Source organism: Bacillus sp. P4_E1, from assembly GCF_056401715.1.
The window spans coordinates 19,101-41,874 of record NZ_JBFUIV010000004.1 but is presented as its reverse complement, the minus strand read 5'-3'; the positions used below and the strand labels follow the sequence as shown (position 1 = coordinate 41,874).

21 protein-coding genes are annotated in these 22,774 nt (G+C 33.4%); 17 read left to right on the top strand and 4 right to left on the bottom strand.

Translation table 11 applies throughout. The annotated features are described in order from the left end of the window. Genes AC1DS7_RS06640 through AC1DS7_RS06630 form a run of 3 tightly spaced genes read right to left on the bottom strand, consistent with a single transcriptional unit; the run spans window position 1 to window position 2,496 of the window. Window positions 1–714 carry a class I SAM-dependent methyltransferase gene (locus AC1DS7_RS06640; protein ID WP_002189385.1) on the bottom strand — a complete coding sequence of 238 codons (714 nt, stop codon included), beginning with the start codon at window positions 712–714 and terminating at the stop codon, window positions 1–3. Further along, the gene (locus tag AC1DS7_RS06635) at window positions 707–1,594 is read right to left on the bottom strand and encodes a GNAT family N-acetyltransferase (protein WP_215588970.1); all 888 of its coding nucleotides are present in this window, start codon (window positions 1,592–1,594) and stop codon (window positions 707–709) included. Before AC1DS7_RS06635 ends, AC1DS7_RS06640 begins: the two co-directional genes overlap by 8 nt. A 23-nt stretch (window positions 1,595–1,617) precedes the next feature. After that, window positions 1,618–2,496: an aminoglycoside phosphotransferase family protein gene (locus tag AC1DS7_RS06630; protein WP_215588971.1), complete on the bottom strand. Its 879-nt coding sequence runs from the start codon at window positions 2,494–2,496 to the stop codon at window positions 1,618–1,620. Window positions 2,497–2,859: 363 nt separating this feature from the next. Between AC1DS7_RS06630 and AC1DS7_RS06625 the strand changes: the two genes are divergently transcribed. Together AC1DS7_RS06625 and AC1DS7_RS06620 are read left to right on the top strand one after the other, a co-directional pair. Next, window positions 2,860–4,068: a macrolide family glycosyltransferase gene (locus AC1DS7_RS06625; protein WP_215588972.1), complete on the top strand. Its 1,209-nt coding sequence runs from the start codon at window positions 2,860–2,862 to the stop codon at window positions 4,066–4,068. A gap of 169 nt (window positions 4,069–4,237) precedes the next feature. Next, entirely contained in the window at window positions 4,238–5,095 is an 858-nt protein-coding gene (locus AC1DS7_RS06620) for a YitT family protein (RefSeq protein ID WP_476998867.1), read from the top strand. A gap of 44 nt (window positions 5,096–5,139) precedes the next feature. Here AC1DS7_RS06620 and pdxR read toward each other — a convergent pair whose 3' ends face one another. Beyond that, window positions 5,140–6,540, bottom strand: coding sequence for a MocR-like pyridoxine biosynthesis transcription factor PdxR (gene pdxR / locus AC1DS7_RS06615; protein WP_476998866.1), 1,401 nt, complete (start codon window positions 6,538–6,540; stop codon window positions 5,140–5,142). Between the two features lie 131 nt (window positions 6,541–6,671). On the opposite strand from pdxR, the gene AC1DS7_RS06610 reads away from it, so the two are divergent. From AC1DS7_RS06610 to AC1DS7_RS06540, 15 genes are all read left to right on the top strand, one after another. After that, the gene (locus AC1DS7_RS06610; protein WP_098632210.1) at window positions 6,672–7,094 is read left to right on the top strand and encodes a GNAT family N-acetyltransferase; all 423 of its coding nucleotides are present in this window, start codon (window positions 6,672–6,674) and stop codon (window positions 7,092–7,094) included. A gap of 150 nt (window positions 7,095–7,244) precedes the next feature. Then, window positions 7,245–8,372 (top strand): metallophosphoesterase, encoded by a 1,128-nt coding sequence (locus tag AC1DS7_RS06605; RefSeq protein ID WP_476998865.1) that lies wholly within the window; start codon window positions 7,245–7,247, stop codon window positions 8,370–8,372. A 231-nt stretch (window positions 8,373–8,603) separates the two neighbouring features. Continuing rightward, entirely contained in the window at window positions 8,604–9,182 is a 579-nt protein-coding gene (locus tag AC1DS7_RS06600; RefSeq protein ID WP_476998864.1) for a GNAT family N-acetyltransferase, read from the top strand. Next, the gene (locus tag AC1DS7_RS06595; RefSeq protein WP_002127032.1) at window positions 9,157–9,717 is read left to right on the top strand and encodes a 2'-5' RNA ligase family protein; all 561 of its coding nucleotides are present in this window, start codon (window positions 9,157–9,159) and stop codon (window positions 9,715–9,717) included. Before AC1DS7_RS06600 ends, AC1DS7_RS06595 begins: the two co-directional genes overlap by 26 nt. Next, complete coding sequence (locus AC1DS7_RS06590) at window positions 9,714–10,199, top strand: GNAT family N-acetyltransferase (protein WP_002127033.1); 486 nt, start codon at window positions 9,714–9,716, stop codon at window positions 10,197–10,199. The genes AC1DS7_RS06595 and AC1DS7_RS06590 overlap by 4 nt, the downstream gene beginning before the upstream one ends. 12 nt (window positions 10,200–10,211) lie before the next feature. Next, window positions 10,212–10,601, top strand: a complete 390-nt coding sequence (locus AC1DS7_RS06585) for a cupin domain-containing protein (protein WP_002012492.1) — start codon at window positions 10,212–10,214, stop codon at window positions 10,599–10,601. Further along, entirely contained in the window at window positions 10,582–11,010 is a 429-nt protein-coding gene (locus AC1DS7_RS06580; RefSeq protein WP_002127034.1) for a GNAT family N-acetyltransferase, read from the top strand. Before AC1DS7_RS06585 ends, AC1DS7_RS06580 begins: the two co-directional genes overlap by 20 nt. 308 nt (window positions 11,011–11,318) lie before the next feature. Beyond that, a complete protein-coding gene (locus tag AC1DS7_RS06575; RefSeq protein ID WP_000918598.1) occupies window positions 11,319–11,615 on the top strand; it encodes a WXG100 family type VII secretion target in 297 nt (98 codons plus the stop codon). Between the two features lie 125 nt (window positions 11,616–11,740). Beyond that, a complete protein-coding gene (gene esaA, locus AC1DS7_RS06570) occupies window positions 11,741–15,478 on the top strand; it encodes a type VII secretion protein EsaA (protein ID WP_476998863.1) in 3,738 nt (1,245 codons plus the stop codon). Continuing rightward, window positions 15,450–15,953, top strand: coding sequence for a type VII secretion protein EssA (gene essA, locus AC1DS7_RS06565; RefSeq protein WP_002127039.1), 504 nt, complete (start codon window positions 15,450–15,452; stop codon window positions 15,951–15,953). The genes esaA and essA overlap by 29 nt, the downstream gene beginning before the upstream one ends. Window positions 15,954–15,957: 4 nt before the next feature. Next, entirely contained in the window at window positions 15,958–16,209 is a 252-nt protein-coding gene (locus AC1DS7_RS06560; protein ID WP_016120098.1) for an EsaB/YukD family protein, read from the top strand. A gap of 72 nt (window positions 16,210–16,281) precedes the next feature. Then, entirely contained in the window at window positions 16,282–17,481 is a 1,200-nt protein-coding gene (essB, locus tag AC1DS7_RS06555; RefSeq protein ID WP_002127042.1) for a type VII secretion protein EssB, read from the top strand. 43 nt (window positions 17,482–17,524) lie between these two features. Beyond that, window positions 17,525–22,036, top strand: a complete 4,512-nt coding sequence (gene essC / locus AC1DS7_RS06550) for a type VII secretion protein EssC (RefSeq protein WP_476998862.1) — start codon at window positions 17,525–17,527, stop codon at window positions 22,034–22,036. A 12-nt stretch (window positions 22,037–22,048) separates the two neighbouring features. Beyond that, entirely contained in the window at window positions 22,049–22,471 is a 423-nt protein-coding gene (locus AC1DS7_RS06545; RefSeq protein ID WP_002127046.1) for a YwqH-like family protein, read from the top strand. A gap of 3 nt (window positions 22,472–22,474) precedes the next feature. Further along, entirely contained in the window at window positions 22,475–22,771 is a 297-nt protein-coding gene (locus tag AC1DS7_RS06540) for a TIGR04197 family type VII secretion effector (protein ID WP_000503886.1), read from the top strand. Window positions 22,772–22,774 lie beyond the last annotated feature (3 nt).

Genomic DNA, 22,774 nt, shown 5'->3' with positions numbered 1-22,774 from the left:
TTATTTTTGACAAATGAAAAATGTTCTATTTGCACCATGTAGTTGAATGTTTTTAAATCCTACAGATTCCAACGAAGAAATTATTTCTTCATTGGAGTAACAGGCTTCCTCAAAAGAAAAGTCACTTCTTTTCCAACTATCATCTATGTCATGTTTAAATAGTATGAAGTTCATTTCTGCTCTGTTACTTTCACTATCATACGTGGAATCAATGGTACAAACATATTCTCGTTCTGAAATATGAAACGAAGCACTCCAGTTTTCAAGAAATCCTTTTTCTGTATTTATATCAAATGCGAATGTACCTCCATCATATAATGCCGAATAAACATGATGAAAAGCGTCTTTTAGCTCGTTTAATTTCATAATGTGATTTAAGCTATCACCGGCTGAGATGACGTAGTGGAATTGCTCATTTATATTGAAATAGCGAGCATCATCGACGATGAAGGTTGCATCTGGCGCATTTTGACGTGCGTGTTCGATCATTTGAGCAGAACCATCTATACCAGTTACTATAAAATTATTATCAATTAGTTTCCTAGTAAGATGACCAGTCCCGCAGCAAAGGTCTAATATACGGGAGTGGGAAGCGGCATCTTGTAAAACGAATTTATGATAGGCTGGATAGGAGTGTTCTGCAAAATGTCCCCAATGTTTATTATAAATGTCTGCAAAAATATCATAATCAGAATAAATTAGTTTTTTAGACATATGTATTCTGCTCAAAATTCATTAAATTATAATAGTCATGCTTCTTTTTAATTTCAAAACCACATTGTGTATATAGTTTTAAAGCATTGTTATTTTTCGTTGCGACGTCTAGTTCAATTGTTGAAACTCCTTCTGTAATAAGTGTATGTACCATATAACTAAGAATACCTTTACCATATCCTTTACCTTGATAAGAAGGATGAACTGCAAATCCTGATAGTGTAGTAGATTGCTCTTGCTCAGTAACTGTAATCGTTCCTATCACTTTTTCATCGATAAGAGCACTGTAAACTTGATGGGAAGATGAATTCATCATCTTTTGTAACCAGGTGGATGTATTTGCTGCCGAATCTCCAAAAGCTTCACTAGCGATTTCTATAAGATCAGGAAGTAATTCAGAAGATGCAACGGTAAGATTAATATTATTTTTCATTGTTTTTTGTGCTTCGTTTGTTTTGAACTCCATACCGTATTCACTGTATAAATAAGGAAAGTTCATTTGTTTTGCAAATGATTTCCCTGAAATAGAGTCACCATTAATTATAAGAAGGGCTTCATCTGCCTCTCTTTTTTGTATTTCTTTCATTGCGGTTTGTAAAAGAGTAGTGCCTATATGTTGTTTCCTATAGTTCGGATGAACAAACCCTATTAACTCCAGTTTTGTCGGTCTCTCAAAGTCATACATACTTAATGCACCGATTAATTGAGTATCATCATAAAATAGAAAATCATTTACCACTTCTATATTACGGGCAGTTAAAAAGTTTATATGTAAATCTGACGAGTAATCAATTTGATCGTGTTGTCCGCAAATATGAGATAAATCTTTCATTTGCTGAATTTCGTTTGCTGTTAAAGATTTCTTTTGTTCAATATTCATTTCATAATCCCTCTCATTCGTATTTAAAAATAGGATGGATGACTTAGCCACTTGTCTAACTCTACACTGCCCTGAACAGATAATAACCGGTACAAATATCGATAGGGATGTCTACATTCTTCAAGACGAGGAATGGGCATAATGGTTTCGTAACCTTGTTTAAAAGCATGAGCCTCTTTTTCTGTAAGTACATATTCTAATCCAATAAAATCAAACTCTCGTGGAGCAATTACATAAGCTTCTGTATCTACTAAACCAGTAATAGATTGACCATCTGATAAAAACTGAGTAGGATCCATATCAATTAAAACGAGTGTAGATTCCTTTGGTGCAGGCAAGGAAGATAGCTGTGATTCAAAAGTATGAAATGCGTTATGGATGCTCGCGTTATCGGAATGGAACCTATTTACAAGTTCTTTACTGACTTTTAATATGTGAGATTTAAATTCTTCTAGTGGAATGTGGAAAGTGCTTGATGGGTTTCCTATAAACTCTGCTTGAAACGAATGAATTTCTGCTAGTCCTTTTCCAAGGCTGAATAAAATTGAATCAGGTTGTCCGAGAAAGGATTGCAGCGTATTTCCGGTTAGTTTTTCGACGATTACATACTCTCGCTCATTTAAAACATGTTTTTGCAAAATAGTCGGGATGGGTAAGGTAGTATGCTTTTTCAATAATGCGTGTATTGTTTCTAAATGATGTACATGCCTTGGATCAATTCCAAAAAGGTTTTTACATCCCCACCAAAAATCATTGTTGGGCTCTTCAGTCATTTTTGAAGAGCGAACAATAACTTCTTCAGCTGCTGTTTTAACAAGAAACACGTCGCTTGCATGGTCTTCATAGCCCGGATGTAGTGCTTGAACAGATATAATAGGTGAAATGAATAGTTGTTGTAGCATGAAAGAGCTCCTTTTTCTGTAAATTCTATAAATTCATTATATAACAGAATATGTACCAAGTGGATAATGATGGGGACAACATAGAACTTAAATAAATTTATGGTGAGAAATCAGTGTGAAAATTATATTTTTCTAGTTTTGTATGAATTATCAAAATAATGTTTCTGATGATAAATCTGTAAAAATACCTGAATGTAAATCCCGTATTTTTCAATAAATGAAAGGTTAAGCCTACTTTTATAAGAGTTATAATGTAGGTTATGAAAAATATTTCTCAATAATAAAATGAAGAGAAAAATATGAAGAAGTAGAATAGATTACTTAATAGTTTTAAATTAATTATATTAGATAGGAGAGAATATTATGGCAAATGTACTCGTAATAAATTTCCCTGGAGAAGGTCATATAAATCCGACTTTAGCTATTGTAAGTGAGTTAATTCGGCGAGGGGAAACAGTTGTTTCGTATTGTATTGAAGATTATAGAAAGAAGATTGAAGCAACAGGTGCAGAATTCCGAGTGTTTGAGAATTTCCTCTCTCAAATTAATATTATGGAACGAGTAAATGAAGGTGGGAGTCCTTTGACGATGCTATCTCATATGATTGAAGCATCAGAGCGTATTGTTACTCAAATTGTAGAAGAAGCAAAAGGGGAAAAGTACGATTACTTGATATACGATAATCATTTTCCAGTAGGACGTATTATAGCGAATGTTTTAAAATTACCTAGCGTTTCTTCTTGTACAACGTTTGCTTTTAATCAGTACATTACTTTTAATGATGAACAAGAATCGAGACAAGTAGATGAAACTAATCCATTATATCAATCTTGTTTAGCGGGAATGGAAAAATGGAATAGGCAGTATGGAATGAAATGTATTAATATGTATGATATTATGAATCATCCTGGTGATATTACTATTGTATATACTTCAAAGGAATATCAGCCGCGTTCAGATGTATTCGATGAATCGTATAAGTTTGTCGGTCCATCAATTGCTACTCGAAAAGAAGTAGATAGCTTTCCTATGGAAGATTTAAAAGATAAACAATTGATTTTCATTTCTATGGGAACAGTTTTTAATGAACAACCTGAGTTATATGAAAAATGTTTTGAAGCGTTTAAAGATGTAGAAGCGACAGTCGTATTAGTTGTTGGTAAGAAGATAAATATAAGTCAATTTGAAAACATTCCGAATAACTTTAAGTTGTATAATTATGTGCCGCAATTAGAAGTATTACAGTACGCTGATGTATTCGTGACACACGGTGGTATGAATAGTTCGAGTGAAGCACTATATTACGGTGTCCCGTTAGTTGTAATTCCGGTAACAGGAGATCAGCCTTTAGTTGCGAAACGAGTGAGTGAAGTAGGAGCTGGAATAAGGCTTAATCGTAAAGAATTAACTTCTGAATTGTTAGGTGAGTCTGTAAAGAAAGTAATGTATGATGTAACGTTTAAGGAAAATAGTCGTAAAGTTGGAGAGTCACTTCGAAATGCTGGTGGGTATAATAGAGCAGTTGATGAAATATTTAAAATGAAAGTGAATTCATACTTAAAACTTAAATAAATGTTTGGAGCACACTTACTGAAATACGTAAGTGTGTTTTTATAAATAAATTACATAAAAAATCACTATAAAGGTGAAACTTTTGTGTATATAAACTGATATCTTTGAATTAGTAGTAAAATTACGTTAAAATAATACTAAGAAAATATATAAGTTTTGGGGGTAATGAATGAAAAAATTATTCGAATACGTATTATTAACAATTGGATCCATTATTGTAGCGGGCTCACTAGAACTTATTTTAGCGCCTAATGGCCTAGTAGACGGTGGGGTAACTGCGATTGCTATTATGGCAAATAAAGTTGCTGGATTACCGCTTTATGGAGTATTTTTAGGACTTAATATCCCAATTTTACTATTTACTGCAAAAGTAATGGGTAAGAAGTTCTTTATCCGTACGTCTTATGCAAATGTTGTTACAACACTTGGATTGATTTATTTAAAGCCATTTCCAGCAATTACAACTTCGGAATTATTAATTGTACTTTACGGAGGAGTTCTATTTGGAGTTGGTGTTGGGATCGTTGTAAAAATGGGCGGGGCAATTGATGGATCAGAAATGTTAGCTGTTTGGATGAACAAACATTTTAAAGTACCAATTAGCACATTTTTACTTGCTGTAAATGCGGTTATTTTTGTATTTGTTGCTATTTTATTTTCAATTGAGCAAGCGATGTTCTCATTAGCAATTTTCTATATTGTTACGAAAATGATTGATTTCATATTAGATGGTATTAATCAAGGAAAGAGCGTTATGATTATTTCTGGGGAAAATAAAGAAATAGGCGATTTGCTTATGAAAGAATTGCAATTATCCGTTACGTATCTACATGGAGAAGGTGGTTTTTTAGGAGAGCACAAGAAAATTATTTATTGTATTACAAACCGTTTCATTTATCCAAAAATGAAAGATCTCGTTCTCTCTGTAGATCCAACCGCTATAATTGAAGCTTCCTATTCAACAGAAACAACTGGTGTTAAGCGTCCAGGAAGGACTGCTCGATCAGGAGACGTATCAGAAAAATAGTGTGTAAAATAACTCCACATAAGTATAACTTATGTGGAGTTATTTTACTTAGGGAACCAGGCTTCCTTTAGTAATTTGACTACAATTTCGATACTATCTTCGGGAATGCTGCCGAAACCGAGTAGTACATATGACGCCTCGCTTAAATTATGTACAGAATCATATGTAGAGAGTGGGTATAATTTGATTTGTTGTTTTGCAGCAGTATGAATCAGTTCTTGTTCGTTCATACCATTATGAACATGAAGTACGATATGCAGTCCAGACTGTTCGCCAAGTATTTGAACACGAGATCCCATTTCATTTTTGATAGATTTAACTAGTAATGTGTGCTTTCTTTTATATAACGTACGACTACGGTTCAAATGGCGCTCCCAATCACCATTGTGAATAAAGGTTGCAAAAGCGAGTTGCTGTATTGTGGAAACAGTTTGTTTAAACTTACCTTCAAGCTCTGTATAGATTTTTAATAGATGAGTTGGTAAAACGATATACCCCATTCGCAAAGAAGGTAAGAAGGATTTCGAGAAAGTTCCCATATAAATAACGCGTTCATTTGAATCTAGTCCTTGTAAAGAGGGAATAGGTTTTCCTACATAACGAAATTCTCCGTCATAATCATCTTCAATAATATATCCTCCGCAATCATTGGCCCATCTTAATAATTCGAGCCTTCTAGATAATGGCATAATCATTCCAAGAGGAAATTGGTGTGATGGAGTGACGTATGCTACATTAGCACCTGATTCACGTAAAGCTGAAATATGAATCCCTTTATCATCTAAAGGGATAGGGTGAATAGGAAGATCAGCACTTTGAATCATAGCAGTTATACGGTGAAATCCAGGGTTTTCGATTCCGTATTCTTTTTTTGAACCAAGCAGTTGAAGCAGTAACCAAAGAAGAGGCTGCGTACCGGATCCGATAATAATTTGATCAGGTGTAGAATGTACCCCGCGGGCATGATATAAATATTTTGAAATATGCTCTCGTAGAACGAACTCACCTTGAGGATCTTCTTTAGCAAATAATTCATTTTCATATTGGAATAAAGTTTCTTGTAAAGCTCTTTTCCAGTTTGTAATTGGAAAAGCTTTTTGATCAATAAGTCCTTGGCTACAATCATAGTCATATTGTTCTTTTTTTATATTGTTAGCGCTGTTTGACACAACTTGTTGTTTATTTTGAATGACATCAATATCAACTTCTGCAACAAAAATCCCACGTTTCGGTTTACTTTCTACATAACCTTCAGCTAGTAATTGTTGATAAGCAGATTCAACAGTAATACGGCTAACATTAAGTTGTACCGCTAAATTTCTGTGAGAAGGAAGGCGTGTACCGGCAGGTAGTGATCCCTGAGAGATTTCTCGTTTCATATATTCGTAAATTTGTAAATAAATTGGTGTTTTACTTTCTAATTGCAATGGGATAGTAAGATCCATTTTATGAATTCTCCTTTAAAAACTGGCCATATAAAAAATAATCGAACTGTCACTTAAGTTAGGGGCAGTTACTTTTTATAATAATGATATAACATTTAGAAAATTTTATAAATAGTAAGGGGAGAATGATAATGAATATTAGAGAAGTAGTAACAGAAGCTGATTTACATGATGTATTCCCCGTATTACAGCAATTACGAACGAAACTTTCAAGAGAAGAAGCAAGTTCTTTATTTCAAAAAATGAAAAAAGAAAATTATAAACTACTTTCGTTACAGAATGAAGATGATGAAGTTGTTTGTCTTGCTGGTGTAGCAATTTGTGCGAACTTTTATAATGAGAAACATGTTTTCGTATATGACCTTGTAACTGCGGAAGCTCACAGATCGAAAGGATATGGTAAAGTTCTTCTGTCATATGTAGAAAAATGGGGGAGAGAAAAAGGGTGCAATTCTATCGTTCTTACATCAGCGTTTCCAAGAGTTGATGCCCATCGTTTTTATGAAAGAGAAGGCTATGATAAGGTAAGTTATTCTTTTTATAAAGAGTTATAATATTAAGTAGGTTCTATGTGAGGTAACATATAGAACCTACTTTTATTTAGAAGTTTAAGATGAAGAGGGTTAATTGCTTATTTTGTCGAATAGTTTCTTTATAATTGAGACGATAATATTGAATGTAAAGAAGGTTAGGGGAGTTCATACTTGGAAAAAATTCAGAAACTATTAATCCCAAAAGGTGTAAGAGTTATCGTAATATCTGATATTCATGGCGAATTAAATCTTTTAAAGGAATTATTACATAAAGTTAATTTTAAAGATGAAGATTATTTAATTATTAATGGTGATCTTTGTGAGAAAGGAAGAAATAGCATTGGCGTCGTAAACTATGTGATGGATCTAGTAGTTAGCAAGCAAAATGTTTATGTAATTGAAGGGAATTGTGAAGCTGTAGTTGAAGCGCTTGTAAATGAAAATCCTGCGCTAATAAATTATTTATGTACGAGAAAGAATACAATTTTTAATGAATGGCTAGCGAAATTGAACGTTACCGTTAATGAAGAAAGTGATATTTGTGAAGTGAAAAACATATTGATGGGCCGTTTTTCAAAAGAAATAAAGTGGCTAACAGAATTGCCAACTGCTATTGAAACTGATGATTATATCTTTGTACATGCTGGCCTTGAAGATAGAGAGAATTGGAGACAAACAGACAGGAAAAATGCAATTGCAATGCCAGAGTTTTTTAATAAATCACATAGAGCAGATAAGTACGTAATTGTTGGACATTGGCCTGTTGTGAACTATTCCGAAGAGGCGCCGTCTAACAATCCAGTTATTGATAAGGAGAAAAAAATTATTGCGATTGATGGTGGTAATGCGATTAAAGAAGCAGGGCAATTAAACGCATTTATTATTCAGAGGACAACTTCAGGTGATACGTTTTCTTATACATATGTAGATCATTTTCCGCAGTATGAAGTATTGGCCGATTTTAATGCGAATTCAGTAATGCAGGGTGGGGTTACATATCCACATTATTACATAGAACCTGTGGAGAGAATGAAAGGTTTTACCGTATGTAAACAACTAGGAACAAATGAATTACTTCATGTGAAAAACGAGTATATAAAGCAACTTGAATCAGGTGAGTATACAGTGAAAACGGATATTTCTTGTGCGCAAATCAGTATTAGAAAAGGGGATACAGTTTCTTTAATTGATGGTAGCTGCATGGGATATGATTTAATTAAAAAAGATGGTGTAGAAGGCTGGATAGAGAAAGGAATTCTACTTGAGGTAGAAAAGAAGGGAAATGTAATATTTAGCTAAAATGGGAGGGATATAACCTCCTGTTTTTTATTAACTATGCTACGAGCTCGTACTTCATCCAATTTTTTCCGAAGTTCAGTTTCTAAATTAAACTCGAAAAAATTGGCTAATTTATATAAATAATTCGTATCATATAACAAAATTATATAAAATAGAGTGGAGTTTTGTTTTGATTTTTCTGAAAAAATATTATAATTGTATATGAAATAAAGAGGAATGTAGGAGGAAATTATGCAAAACGTTATATTAAAGGGGAACAAAGTTACAATTCGTACAATAGAAGAATCAGATATCAAAACATTATGGAGCTTCATATATAAAGAAGAAAATCCAGAGTGGAAAAAATGGGATGCACCATACTTTCCAATAACAATGCAAGAATATACGCGATATAAAGAAAACTCACAAAAACGTTTAATAGAAGAGCCGCTATCGAATTTAATTGTCGAAAATGACGGTCAAATTATAGGGACAGTCGGATTTTATTGGGAGCATAAACCGACGCGTTGGTTAGAAATGGGAATCGTAATTTATGACCCAGCATACTGGAATGGTGGATATGGTACAGAAGCATTAACATTATATAGGGACTTACTATTTGAAAATATGGAGATTGGTAGAGTAGGGCTTACAACTTGGTCTGGCAATGAAAGAATGATGAAAGTAGCAGAGAAAATAGGAATGAGCTTAGAAGGAAGAATGCGAAAATGCCGATATTATAACGGGACATACTATGATTCTATTCGAATGGGAAGTGCTATGTGTAACGAAGGGGTGAGGAAGCATGTACGCTATCATTGCTACATTTGATTGTGTGTTCACTAATAAAATTAGAGAATTGCAAAATGAATTAACAAATATAATTGGAACAAATCCACTAGCCGGAGTAGAACCACATATTACATTGGCTGATTATAATGAGTTAGATGTTAATTTATATACTGAGAAGTTAGAGGAGTTTGTAGTTTTTCAAGAGAACATTGCTGCTGTAACTTTTCCTTCTGTTGGAACTTTTCCTACTAATAGAACGATCTTTCTAGCACCAACCATTACTGATGAGTTATTAAGACTTCATCATTCTTATCATGATTATTTCAAAGTTTTTCATGATAATCTACAGTCATATTACGTACCAGGAAAATGGGTTCCGCATTGCACGATTGCTAATGGGTTGAATTCAAATCAATTTTTAAGTGTAATGGAATATATATATGAAAAGTTTGATGTTACACTAGCTTCGATTGAGAAGTTAAAATTAATTAAGGTAAATTATGAAGATGGTTTTGCCATTTCTTCTAGTATTTTAGCAGAGTGTAATTTAAAGAGAATGGAGACATCGAGATGACATATGTAATTAGAGAAATGAAGCAAGAAGATATTCATGCTGTACAAAACGTAGCGAAAATAGCTTGGCATGATACTTACGAAGGAATTATTCCGGGAGAGATTCAAGACAACTTTTTAAATGAAGCGTATTCCGATGAAAAAATGAAATATCGCCTTGAAAATACACATTTATTTGTTGCGGAAGAAGAGGGAGAAGTAATTGGCTTTGCAAATTTTTCACCAATTAGACTGCAAAACGAAGCAGAATTAGGTGCGATTTATTTGTTGCCAGATCAGCAAGGGAAAGGGATAGGGACAGCTTTGTTACAAAAAGGGATCACGACGTTAAAAGGGATTCGAAAAATGTACATTCATGTAGAAGCGGAAAATGAAAAAGGAAAACGATTTTATGAAGCAAAAGGTTTTGCGGCTTTAGAGCAATTTGAAGAAGATTTCGAAGGGCATATGCTGCAAACAGTGAGAATGGTTTTATACATATAAGGAGGATCAGAAATGAAAATTTTTGATTTCAGTGAAAAAGTGGGAGAGCATATATCAGCATTTCAATCTAACTTTATAATGTCAAAAATATTAAAACATCAAGGGAATATACATATCGGTTCTATGCATCTACAACCGAATGGAGTTATTGGATATCATGAAGCAGTTGTATCTCAACTGCTTCTAGTTGTACAAGGAGAAGGATTTGTTTGCGGATCAGATAAAGAAAAAGTGAAGATAGGAGCTGGACAAGCTGCGTTTTGGGCGAAGGGAGAGTTACATGAAACGAGTACGGAAAAAGGATTGATGGCAATTGTAATTGAGTCAGACGGTCTTGAAAATGGTATTTCAATGATGATTAGAGGGCAGGAGGGAGAAAGGAATGATTACAAAAGCAGATGAGGAAGAAACGAAACAAATATTACATTATGCAGCTCAATCACTTTTCGAAGGAACGAGAGGGAATTGTCAACTAAGTACGGAAAAAGCGATTGAAATTACAAAACCTTTAGTAGAAAAAGGGGCATATTATATAGTTACAAAGGAAGAAAATAAAGTAGTGGGATGGATACTAATAGGAGAAAATGTGGACTATTTCTCTCGTGAAAAACTCGGTTTTATTTATGAATTGTATGTTTTTTCAGAGTATCGCGGGAGAGGATTATCACGAAAACTAATGAAAGCTGGGATCAAGGAACTACAAGAAAAGTATTCAGAAATTCGCTTGAATGTATTTACAGGGAACTTTGCAAAAGAAATGTACGAAGATTTTGGCTTCGTTGAAAGACAAGTAATCATGACGTTGAAGTGAGAAAACGATTTTAAGTGGGCGAAGAAACAAGAAAAAGAAAATGAGTATGTAATTTGTAAAGTTTATATTCTGAATTTTGGGTAAAAAAAGTTTTCTTTTTATTATTAAATAGAGGTAGAAACGCTTAGCAGTCCTTTTAAAAAAACAATAAATTTATATTATATAATATAATGTTATTATGTTAAAAGAGAAATTTTGGAAAAATATCATTTTTTTGTTTAGAAATTTTTAAATTATTGATATAATCAATTTGTAGAATTGATTTTGGGTTAATTTTACTATTTTAAAATTTTAAGGGGGATTTAATAATGGCAGGACAAATTCGTATGTCACCAGAGGAGCTTAAATCAAAAGCGACTCGATATGGACAAGGTGCAAATCAAATTGAGGACATTTTACGTCAGTTACAAAACTTACAAAATGAATTAAGAGGAGAATGGGAAGGTCGTGCTTTCGAAGGTTTTGATCAACAGTTCAATCAATTAAAACCAAAAGTACAAAACTTCGCAGAGCTATTACAAGAAATTAATATGCAGCTTAATAAAACTGCAGAGGCTGTTGCTAGACACGACGAAGATCTTTCTCGTAATTTCGGTCTACAATAAAAACGGGCAAAAGAAATATATAATTTAGCCATGCAACTTTTGTTGTATGGCTAAATTGCTTTAAAACTAGAGTAAGATAAGGAGTCCTTAACTTAATAGACTCGCAGCCGCAGGAGTGATAAGTAGTGAAAAAGTTTAAGTGGAGCATCTTGTTGTTTATTATTTTAGCTCTTGTGCTATCAACAGGAGTCTCCTATTTAGCATTAAATCAAAATGTTAAGAAAGCTAATGAGAATAGCACGCCAAAAATGACAGTTGCATTAGTAAATGAAGATCAAGGAACTGTATTTGAAGGGAATAAAATAGCGTTTGGAGATCAATTTGTTAAAAATGTAAATAAAAATACGAAACAAGAATGGTACGTAGTTAGTCGTGGAGTAGCAGAAAATGGTTTGAAAAATAATAATTACAATATGATGATTGTAATACCTAATGATTTTTCTAGGAAAGCTGTTGCGATTGATTCAGAACTACCAGAGAAATTAACGTTAAACTACAAAGTAAATGCAACTGGGAATAAAGATTTGAAAGCTGAGGCTGAAAATACGGCGTCTACAATTTTAGAGGATTTCAATAAGCAAATCATCGACGTTTATTTTGCAAGTATTATCGGTAAGTTGCAAGGTGCACAAGATAATATAGGCAAAATAATTGAAAAAGGAAACGTTCAAACAACTATGTACAAAAAAGATGTACATAGTCCTTTGGCAAATTATACAAATCAATTTAAAACAGTGCAAGATTATACTGGGGTTTCTGTTACTAGTTTCAAAGGATTTCAGGATGTTTTAAAAGGTTTCGGTTTAGCGTTAGATGAAGGGAATAAATCTAACAATACGTATTTAGATGGTTTTAATAACTTTCAAAAAATGCAAACTGATAATAATCTGTTAGCGAATAATTTCACGAATCAATTTAATCAATACATGAGTGATATGAATACAGGCGATGTTTTAAAGCAGTTAAGCGCATTAGAATCTGCTAATAAAGTTATTACAAATCAATTTACGCTTTCAGAGAAAGAACCAAATATTTTAGCTGATGCTTCAGCAATTCAAAAATATTTAACAGATGTAAAAAAACAAGTGTCAGAATATGATACAGAACTTGCAGGAAAGTTAGAAAGTGATATTCAAGGGACGATAATTAAAAAGTTAAAGCAATCTATGTCGAACGATGGAAAGCAAGAGATCTTTATAAATACATTAATGAAACAACCAGATGTTCGAATAAAGAAACAAATCGAAAGTTTAATTGCAAAATTACCTAGTTTAAACATGGAAGAAATCGTTCAAAGTGAATTGCCAGATGCAACGAAATTACAACTGCAAAATGTAATCCAATTTACAAATAAATATAATAAAGAAAATAATTTTTATTATGACCCTGTAAATAAAATATCTTTAGGAAATGCCATTAAAGAAGTAAAGGATAGACTTTATAAAGAGGGAATTACATTTAGTGATACGGCGAACGTAATTAAAATGGAATCTTCACAAACCTTGAAGATAAATATTCCAGAAGAATTTGAACTATATGGAAATACAGGGGCTTTACATATTGATGATGTGGATCGTACAAGTGACTTTCTTCAAAGCGAAGCAGGAGAAATTACAATACCTCCTCGTAATGAAGGGGATATAAAGATTAATCTGCATGTGAAGTTAAAAAATACAAACATCAATATAGATGTTTTCTCTCCTGTAATGTGGGACTGGAAATTGAGTGGGAATCATAAAAAAGAAACTAGTTCTGAAAAAGAAGAACCTAATAAAGAAGATAAAGGAACACAAACTGAAAACAGCAAGGTGGAAAATGTGGTTCATAAATCACAGTATGGCATAATGCCGTTAGTACACAATGCTAAAAAACCTATTATCAAAAAAATGGAAAATACAACAGGGAATAACGGAGGAAGCCAAGAAGGTGGATCTGGAATAGGTAACGGAGGAAACCAAGAAGGTGGAACTGGGACAGGTAACGGAGGAAACCCAAACCCTGGAACAGGTAATGGAGGAAACCCAAACCCTGGAACAGGTAATGGAGGAAACCCAAACCCTGGAACAGGTAATGGAGGAAACCCAGACCCTGGAACAGGTAATGGAGGAAACCCAGACCCTGGAACAGGTAATGGAGGAAACCCAGACCCTGGAACAGGTAATGGAGGAAACCCAAACCCCGGAACAGGTAATGAAGGAAATCCAGATCCTGGAACAGGTAATGGAGGAAATCCAGATCCTGGAACAGGTAATGAAGGAAATCCAGACCCTGGAACAGGTAATGAAGGAAATCCAGATCCTGGAACAGGTAATGGAGGAAACCCAGACCCTGGAACAGGTAACGGAGGAAACCAAAATCAAGGTGGTAACTCAACGACTATTGAAAGTACGACGAATCAAGTTGTACATCAAAAATCAGAAGAATTAACAAAAAATATATCTAGTGTATTAATAAAAGAAGCAGTAGATACAGTTGAAAGTTATCAAGGTTTAATTAGTCTGTACGAAATGTATTATGGGATTGATTTAAGAACGAAAGATGTAGGTCCTAAGCTAGAAGAGGGAAGTTTAGATGCAATTGCAACTGAACAATCTTTGTACTACGTATTAAATAAACAAAGCTTAATTGATTTAATTTCAAATCTTGTTTCATCAAGTATTACGACAGAAGTAAAGCAAGATATGACAGGTTTAAAACAAAAAATAGACTCTTATCAACAATTCATTACTAGTGCGGATCAAAATTCAATGCTACTAGCGGAGAAATTAAATGTAACGACGCAGCAAGCAACTAGTATGAATGAAAATTTAGGAGAGTATTTAAAAGGTTTAGCGAAATGGCGTGAGAGTAGCTTAAAGCTAGTTGAAGAACAGCAAGTGCTAACAACAAATAATACTGGTGAGCAAACAGCTGTTTTATCGTTAGATTCTGGTATTAAATCATTAATGATGCAAAGTCAGTCATTGGTCGAGAGTTCGAAGCATAGTTTAACAACATCAGACGATGTATATAAAACATTTGATCAAATTAATGGACAAGCAAAAGAAATTCAAGAAAGCGGAACGACAATTGTTTCAAAGGCTGATTCATTATTAAATGACTTTACAAAGAAAATGGACGATGATAAATCATTCTCCAAAAACTTTACTAAAATTTTGGCTAATAGCCGAATTGGTGATCGCCAAAATGAAATGTTATATCAATTTTTATCTAGTCCAGTTCAGAAACAAAATGATGGAGTCATTGTAGCTGGTAATGCTTTTACACCATATTTAATTGTATTAACTTGTTTTATTGTTGCGTTATTTACAGCATACGCAATTGCGAATCAGGAAAAGAAACGAACGCAATCAGATCATTTTGAAGAGAAATTCTCATTAATTGATATGAATGTACCAACTACAGTAGTGGCATTCGGTATATCAATTGTGGAAGGAATTAGTATAGGTATCATTTCTGGACGTCTTTTACAGTTCGGTCAAGATCAAAGTTTACTATGGATTGCGTTTATCACAATCATTATGATGGCGTTTGTATTGGTCTCAACATACTTATTACGACAAATAAAAATGGTAGGGATGTTTATACTATTAGTATTTTTAAGTATGTACCTATTTTTAACTGAAGCAGTTGGAAGTAAAGTAGATCAAATGTCGTCTGTTGGAAAGGTACGTCAGTTCTCACCACTTCAGTATATAGAAAGTTTTCTAAATGATTTTATTAGCGGTAAAGATACTGGAAAAGTTATTTTCATCGTGTTGTTTGTAATTGCCATTATCGGATTGGTTAGTAATCTATTTGTATGGCATAAGAAATGGGAGGAAAAAGAAGTAAATGATCAAACAATGGAGCATAGTGGCTAAGTTATCATTTCTCTCTATCCTTTTACTGTTTGTCGCGCTACCGATAAGGAGCGCGGCTGACAGTTATCTTGGTGATGATGGGAAGATTAAGTTTAAAGTAGACCGTGTTGAAGAAAACGACCAAGAAAAAAATAAAAAGGAACACAAGGAAACGGAATTAGATAAAGCATCGATTGAGTTATTTAATAAAGAAATAGAAGAAGAAATTCAGAAAAAGAAAAAGAAAGAACAAAAAGATATGGAAGTTTTACGAGATTCTCTTTTTATAAAACAAAAAGAAATAAATAGTGTTAAAGATACGAAAAATAGTTTGTTTAGCAGTGAATACGTTGTCAGAAAAAGTGCAGATGAAGTAGCGAATAATGAAACAATGAATGAAAAGCCAATTAGTACAACAATAATATTATTATTTGGCGGTGGCATTGTACTTATTTGCATCGGTATTTATACAGTTCTTCGCAAAAGTTGGAGGTAAAGTAATGGCAATACAAACACATATTAATGTAACGGTAGATTTTAGTAAATGGAATGAAAATACATATGATTTACGTATTCCGAATCATCAATCTATTAAATATTTGTTGAAAAATTTATTAGATACGCTAAAGATTGATAATCATGAAGGTTCACATTTTGTAATTAAAGTAAAGAATAAGTCAATTGTTTTAACAGATAATGATCGTTTAATCGATCACCAAATAACAGATGGAGATATTTTACAAGTTTTATAAAGAATATGTTTACTTTTAGTTATTTGAAAATAAGTTATTACGGGTTATAAAGAAAAGGAGAAGAGGATAAAAATGACGGAAAAAACAATTCAAATTGATGCAATGAACTATCAATTTCAAATAGAAAAGGAAAATTGGAAATTGGAGATGACAAAATCTCAAACACGTATAAAAGACTTCCGTCAATTTGATGTAATTACGGGCGCATCATCTGAATTTGTACCATTAACGATAGAGGAAACGGATGATATGTTTACCTTTATATTTCAAGTGGATAAAAAATTATATAAGTGGGATGATCTTAGCCGTTTTGGAAGAAATGAGAAATTAAGACTGCTTCGAAATGTTGCGCAGTTTCGTAAATATTTAAATAAACGAATCACGTTCTTTTTACATCCGGACAATATAGTTTTTAATGCTAATTTAATGCCAAGTATTATACATAGAGGAATTCGAGATATTGTTCCACCAACCCCGTTGTTAGAAGAGCAATTTTTAACACAATATAAGTGTCTAATTATCGCTTTATTCTCCCAAAAGCACAATTTTGATGATTTGTATGCTGGGTTACTAAAAGATGCAAAAGAAACAACATTTGAACAGACGGTTGCTCAAATGGAAAGCTTAGATGCATTACTGCAATTTCTTGATGACAGCTTTGAGAAGGAACAAACAAAAACAGAAAAAAATATGCAGTTAGTACCTAAAAAAAGCTATAAATCGTTTAAATACTTAGCTTTTTCCTTCATAGCGGCGACTGTGATTTTAGCTGCTCCTTTAATATATTTCACTTTTATAAAATTTCCTTATCAAAATAAATTATTAGAAGCAAATGCGAGTTTCATAGCAACTGATTATGACAAAGTAATTACTCAATTAAATGAAGAGGAATTTGAATCATTACCGGTTGCGTCTAAATATGAGTTAGCATTTGCATACATTACAGCTGAAAAACTAGGTGAAAATCAAAAGAAAGCAATTATGAAAAATATTAGTTTGAAAAGTGATGAAAAGTATTTACTTTATTGGATGTATAACGGAAAAGGTGATTTTGATAAATCATTAGATTTAGCTAAGACACTTGATGATCCGCAGCTTATTATGTACGGCCTTGTTAAACAAATTGAATCGCTGAAAAATAATCCGGACTTGTCAGGAGAAGAGCGTGATCAAAAGTTAAAAACATATGAGCAACAATTAGATGAGTATAAAAAGAAATATGGTAATTCATCAAGCGATAAAGACTTGTCGGCCACAGAGAAAAAAGAGTAAGCAAGGACTTGATGAGACAGTTGAAAAGGAGCAGTGAACACGGATGGAGCAACTATTAGTATTGACTTATGGAGACAAAATATATAAGTGCACATTACATCCAAATGAGCAATCAATAGTGTCGATTGGAAAAGAGTGGACAAATGATATTACGAATCCAAGTTTAGAACAAGAAGTAGAATTAAAGTGGAATAATGAAGTGAACGCTTGGATGGTACAAAATCAATTAATAGAGTTCAATAAGGAATTTGAGATTGGAAAAACTAAAGATGTGAGCTTGAAAATCTTTATATCTATTATTGGTACAACTAAAGTGTTTGATATCGGAACGAAACATTCTCTTACAATTAGTCAAAACAGTTATGATGATATTTCTATTATCGGGACAAATGTGGATTTAATGCTATCTCGTGAAACGTTGTACGATTCTTTTAGAGTAAACGTATATGAAGGGGATGTATTTCATAATTATACGAAGCTAAAAGATAGCGCTATGTTAGAAGCAGGAGATCAATTATATTTTGATGGTGTTTTAGTAGAGATAGGCAGTGAAGATATTCAAGTATTGTCTTCAGAAGAGAACGTTAAATCTACGTTACCTATTTTAGTAGAATCCGAAACGAATTATCAAAGTGGTTATCCAGACTATCATCGTTCACCACGTATTATTTACCGTGAACCAGAAGAGAAAATGACAATTGCAAAACCTTCAAGTATGCCGTCAAAACCGACTGAGCATTTGGCGAGAATTATTGCACCATCTCTTGTCATGATTGTCGTAACGGTATTACTCGCTATCTTTATGAAATATGGAATGTTTATTATTGCATCGATAGCGATGACATTAGTAACGATTATTGTTTCTGTCACATCTTATATAAAAAATTTAAAGCAATATAAAATTGACATTGTTGAACGTGATAAAAGTTATAGAGCGTATATAAAACAAAAAACGAAAGATTTACATGCAGAAAGTGAAAAGCAGCGTCATGCATTACAATTTCATAATCCAAATGTTGAAGTAATACGTAATATGGCTGTGCAAGTAAATCCACGTATATATGAAAAAACAATGCTACATCATGATTTCTTAACATTTAGCGTTGGGACAGGACAAGCTAATACGAGTTTTGAAATCCAATTTAATGAAGAAGAATTTAGTCAAACGAAAGATGAATTAATTGATATAGCACGTGAACTAAGACAGCGTTATCTTTCTTTGGAAGATGTACCTGTTGTAACAGATTTGATAAATGGACCGGTTGGCTATATTGGACAACGCTCTTTAGTGTTAGAACAATTACAATTATTAGTTGTGCAAACCGCGTTATTCCATAGTTATTATGACTTGCAGTTTATTACTATTTTTCCTGAAGAAGAAAAAGAAAAATGGGATTGGATGCGCTGGCTACCTCATGGAAGTGTTCGAGATATAAATGTACGTGGATTTGTATACCATGATCGTAGTCGTGATCAAGTGTTAAATAGTTTGTATCAAATATTGAAAGAACGAAAATTAAAACTAGATGAAAAAAGTTCAACTAATGAAAAAATGTACTTTGCACCGCACTATGTCGTTCTCATTACAGATGAAAAACTAATACTAGACCATGTTGTTATGGAATTCTTTAATGATGATCCGAGTCAATTAGGTGTATCACTTGTATTTGTACAAGATGTTATGCAAAGTTTACCGGAGCACGTGAAAACGGTAATTGATATAAGAGATGCAAAACAAGGGAACATCATCTTAGAGCAAGGAGAGCTTGTTAACCGTCAATTTAAATTGAATCATGTACCGAAAGGGTTCAATTTAGAAGATGTCTCACGTGCATTGGCACCGTTAAACCATTTGCAAAACTTAAAAAATAGTATTCCAGAAAGCGTAACATTCCTAGAAATGTACGGTGTTGAAAAAATAAAAGAACTGAATATCACAAGTCGTTGGGAGAAAAATGCAGCACATAAATCTTTAGCTGTACCACTTGGATTACGTGGTAAAGAAGATATCGTAAACTTAAACTTACATGAAAAAGCTCACGGGCCACACGGCTTAATAGCAGGTACAACCGGTTCAGGTAAGTCGGAAATTATACAATCGTATATTTTATCTCTAGCAGTCAATTTCCATCCTTACGAAGTTGCCTTTTTACTAATTGACTATAAAGGCGGCGGTATGGCGAATTTATTTAAAAACTTACCGCATTTATTAGGAACAATTACAAACTTAGATGGAGCACAAAGTATGAGAGCGCTCGCATCAATTAAAGCCGAATTACAAAAAAGGCAACGATTATTTGGGGAAAATGAGGTAAATCATATAAACCAGTATCAAAAATTGTATAAAGAAGGCTTAGTAAGTGAACCGATGCCACATCTATTTTTAATTAGTGATGAATTCGCGGAACTGAAGTCAGAACAACCAGAATTTATGAAAGAGTTAGTTTCAACAGCGCGTATCGGTCGTTCACTCGGAATCCATTTAATATTAGCTACGCAAAAACCGAGTGGTGTTGTAGATGATCAAATTTGGAGTAACTCGAAATTCAAACTAGCATTAAAAGTTCAAAATACGTCAGATAGTAATGAAATTTTAAAAACACCAGATGCTGCTGAAATTACATTACCAGGACGTGCGTACTTACAAGTTGGGAACAATGAAATTTATGAACTATTCCAATCAGCTTGGAGCGGAGCAGACTATGTAGAAAATAAAGAGGATAAAGAACATTTAGACGCAACGATCTATGCAATAAATGATTTAGGACAATATGAAATATTAAGTGAAGACTTAAGTGGACTTGGTAGCAGTAAAGAAGTAATAAGCGTACCATCTGAACTGGATGCTGTTATTGACTACATTCACGATTACGCAGAAATAAATGAAATTGAAGCGTTAGCTAGACCGTGGTTACCACCACTTCCAGAAAGCGTATATTTACAAGACTTACATGCTATTCAGTTCAAAGAAGCATGGACGAAAGAAAAGAAACCATTAAAAGCAACAGTTGGTCTACTAGATCAGCCTGAATTACAATCACAAACACCATTAACACTAGATATTAGTAAAGACGGACACGTAGCGGTCTTCTCAAGTCCAGGCTACGGAAAATCAACATTCTTACAATCAGTCATTATGGATGTAGCTCGTCAGCATAGTCCAGAGCATTTGCATGTGTATTTATTAGACTTCGGAACAAATGGCTTAATGCCATTAAAATCTTTACCACATGTGGCAGACATCATTACATTAGACCAAGTTGAAAAATGCGAGAAATTTCTTCGTCGCATAGAAGACTTATTAAAAGATAGAAAGCAATTGCTAAGTAAATATGGCGTTGCAAGTCTTGAAATGTATGAGAGAGCTAGTAAAGAAGTATTACCAACAATATTAATTACGTTAGATAACTATGATGCTGTTAGAGAAGCTGGATTTGTCGAAGACTTTGAACGCATTATTGCACAAATTGTACGTGAAGGGGCAGCGGTAGGAATTCATTTAATGCTTACGGCTACACGTCAAAATGCATTGAGAGTACAAGTAAATACAAATATTAAACTACAAATAGCGCTATATATGATAGATGAGGCAGAATCTAGAGCTATTGTAGGAAGAACAGAGTTGAAAATTGAAGAATTAGCAGGACGTGGTTTAGTTAAAATTGACGAACCAACAATCTTCCAAACAGCTTTACCGACAAAGGGAGAAGATGTACTTACTCGAATTGAAAATATACAAGCTGAAGGAAAAGAGATGGATTCCTTCTGGAATGGAGAAAGACCGAAAGCAATTCCTATGGTACCTGAAGTTCTGGAATACAAAGAATTTATTGCATGGCCAGAAACAAGGAAAATTATTGAAGCAGGCAAACTAACATTTGGTGTAGAAACAGAAAGCGTTACACCTCTCGAATTAGATTTAACGGAAGCGTCTAATATTGTTGTAGGGGGAATTAAGAAAGATGAAGTTGAAAATGTAGTTCATCAATTCCTTCAACAGTTAGCAGACAGTGGTCACTTTGACCTAGGTTTAATTGATACAAGAACACGCAATTTCTCAAACTATAGAGAGAGCTCTGCTTTATATGTAGCTGAAAAAACAGGAATTGAGAAAACGATTAAACAAGTTACAAATGCTTATAAATCGAGAGAAGCGGCGTTTAAAGAGGAGCAGGAAGCATCAAGTGAAACAGTGAACCCGGCAGAATTTATTAAGAAATTTAAGCCGATTGTAATCGTAATCGCAGATGTAAATGATATTTTAAGTAATTTAGAAGATAGCGATATATATAGTTTGGCGGAATTAATAACAAATGGTGCATTTATGGGCATCCACTTCGTAATTGGCTGTGATGTTGATTCAATTGACAGTCGATACGACTTAGTTTCAAAAACAATAAAAACGCAATCTCATGTTATTTTACTTAGAAAATCATCAGGCCAGATGGTCTTCGATGTATCTAATAAAGATTTAAGTAGTACAAAATTAAATCCATTTGAAGGGTATTTTGTTGAAAATCGTTTTGCTACTAGAATTAAAGTGCCAACTATTTAAGGGGGGATTTGCATGGGGATAGAGGAATTAAATAGTCAAAAATCTGGTTTATTAAGTAGTATAAGTCATCAACAAGGGCAATTGGCTGAATTACAAATGAAACTACGAAGGCTAATAACTGCTAAAGGGAAATTTGTAAATAATCTTGAAGCAATTAAACAAAATCAAGAGCAGTTTAAGTCTTTAGAAATAAACGAGAGTAGTTGGAAGGGGCAAAGAGCAACTACTTTTAAAGAAACGTATGAACAACAAGTCATTTCTAATTTAGGGAGATTTATTGGAGAACTAGGGAGAGTGCAAGAAGACATCGATCAAGCCATACGACGGCTTGAAAGAGAAATCGCTGCATGTGAGTCTAGTATTCTTTCTCTAAGTAGAAGTGTTTCAATGGTTGACGCTAGTATTCAAGTAGAAGTACAGAAGGCGGGGAAATGATAAATGGGGGAAATTAAATTAAATAAAGGGGTATTTGATGCGAAAGTAAGTGATTTGAAAAGTGGTGCTAGTGATTTAGGTAAGACTAAATTTAATGGTATGCAGTTACATCGTACGAATTTAAGTAAACTGAAAAAATATTGTGAAGCGATTGAAAAGTTATCGAAAAAAGTGCAGCAATATGAACAAATACTACAAAAGGATATTAGTAGAATTCAGCAAACAGGACAAGAAATGGTTCAGCAAGATGAAAAGCTTGGAAAAGATTTGAAAGACAGTTCAGCTCACCGTGCTATGTAAAGG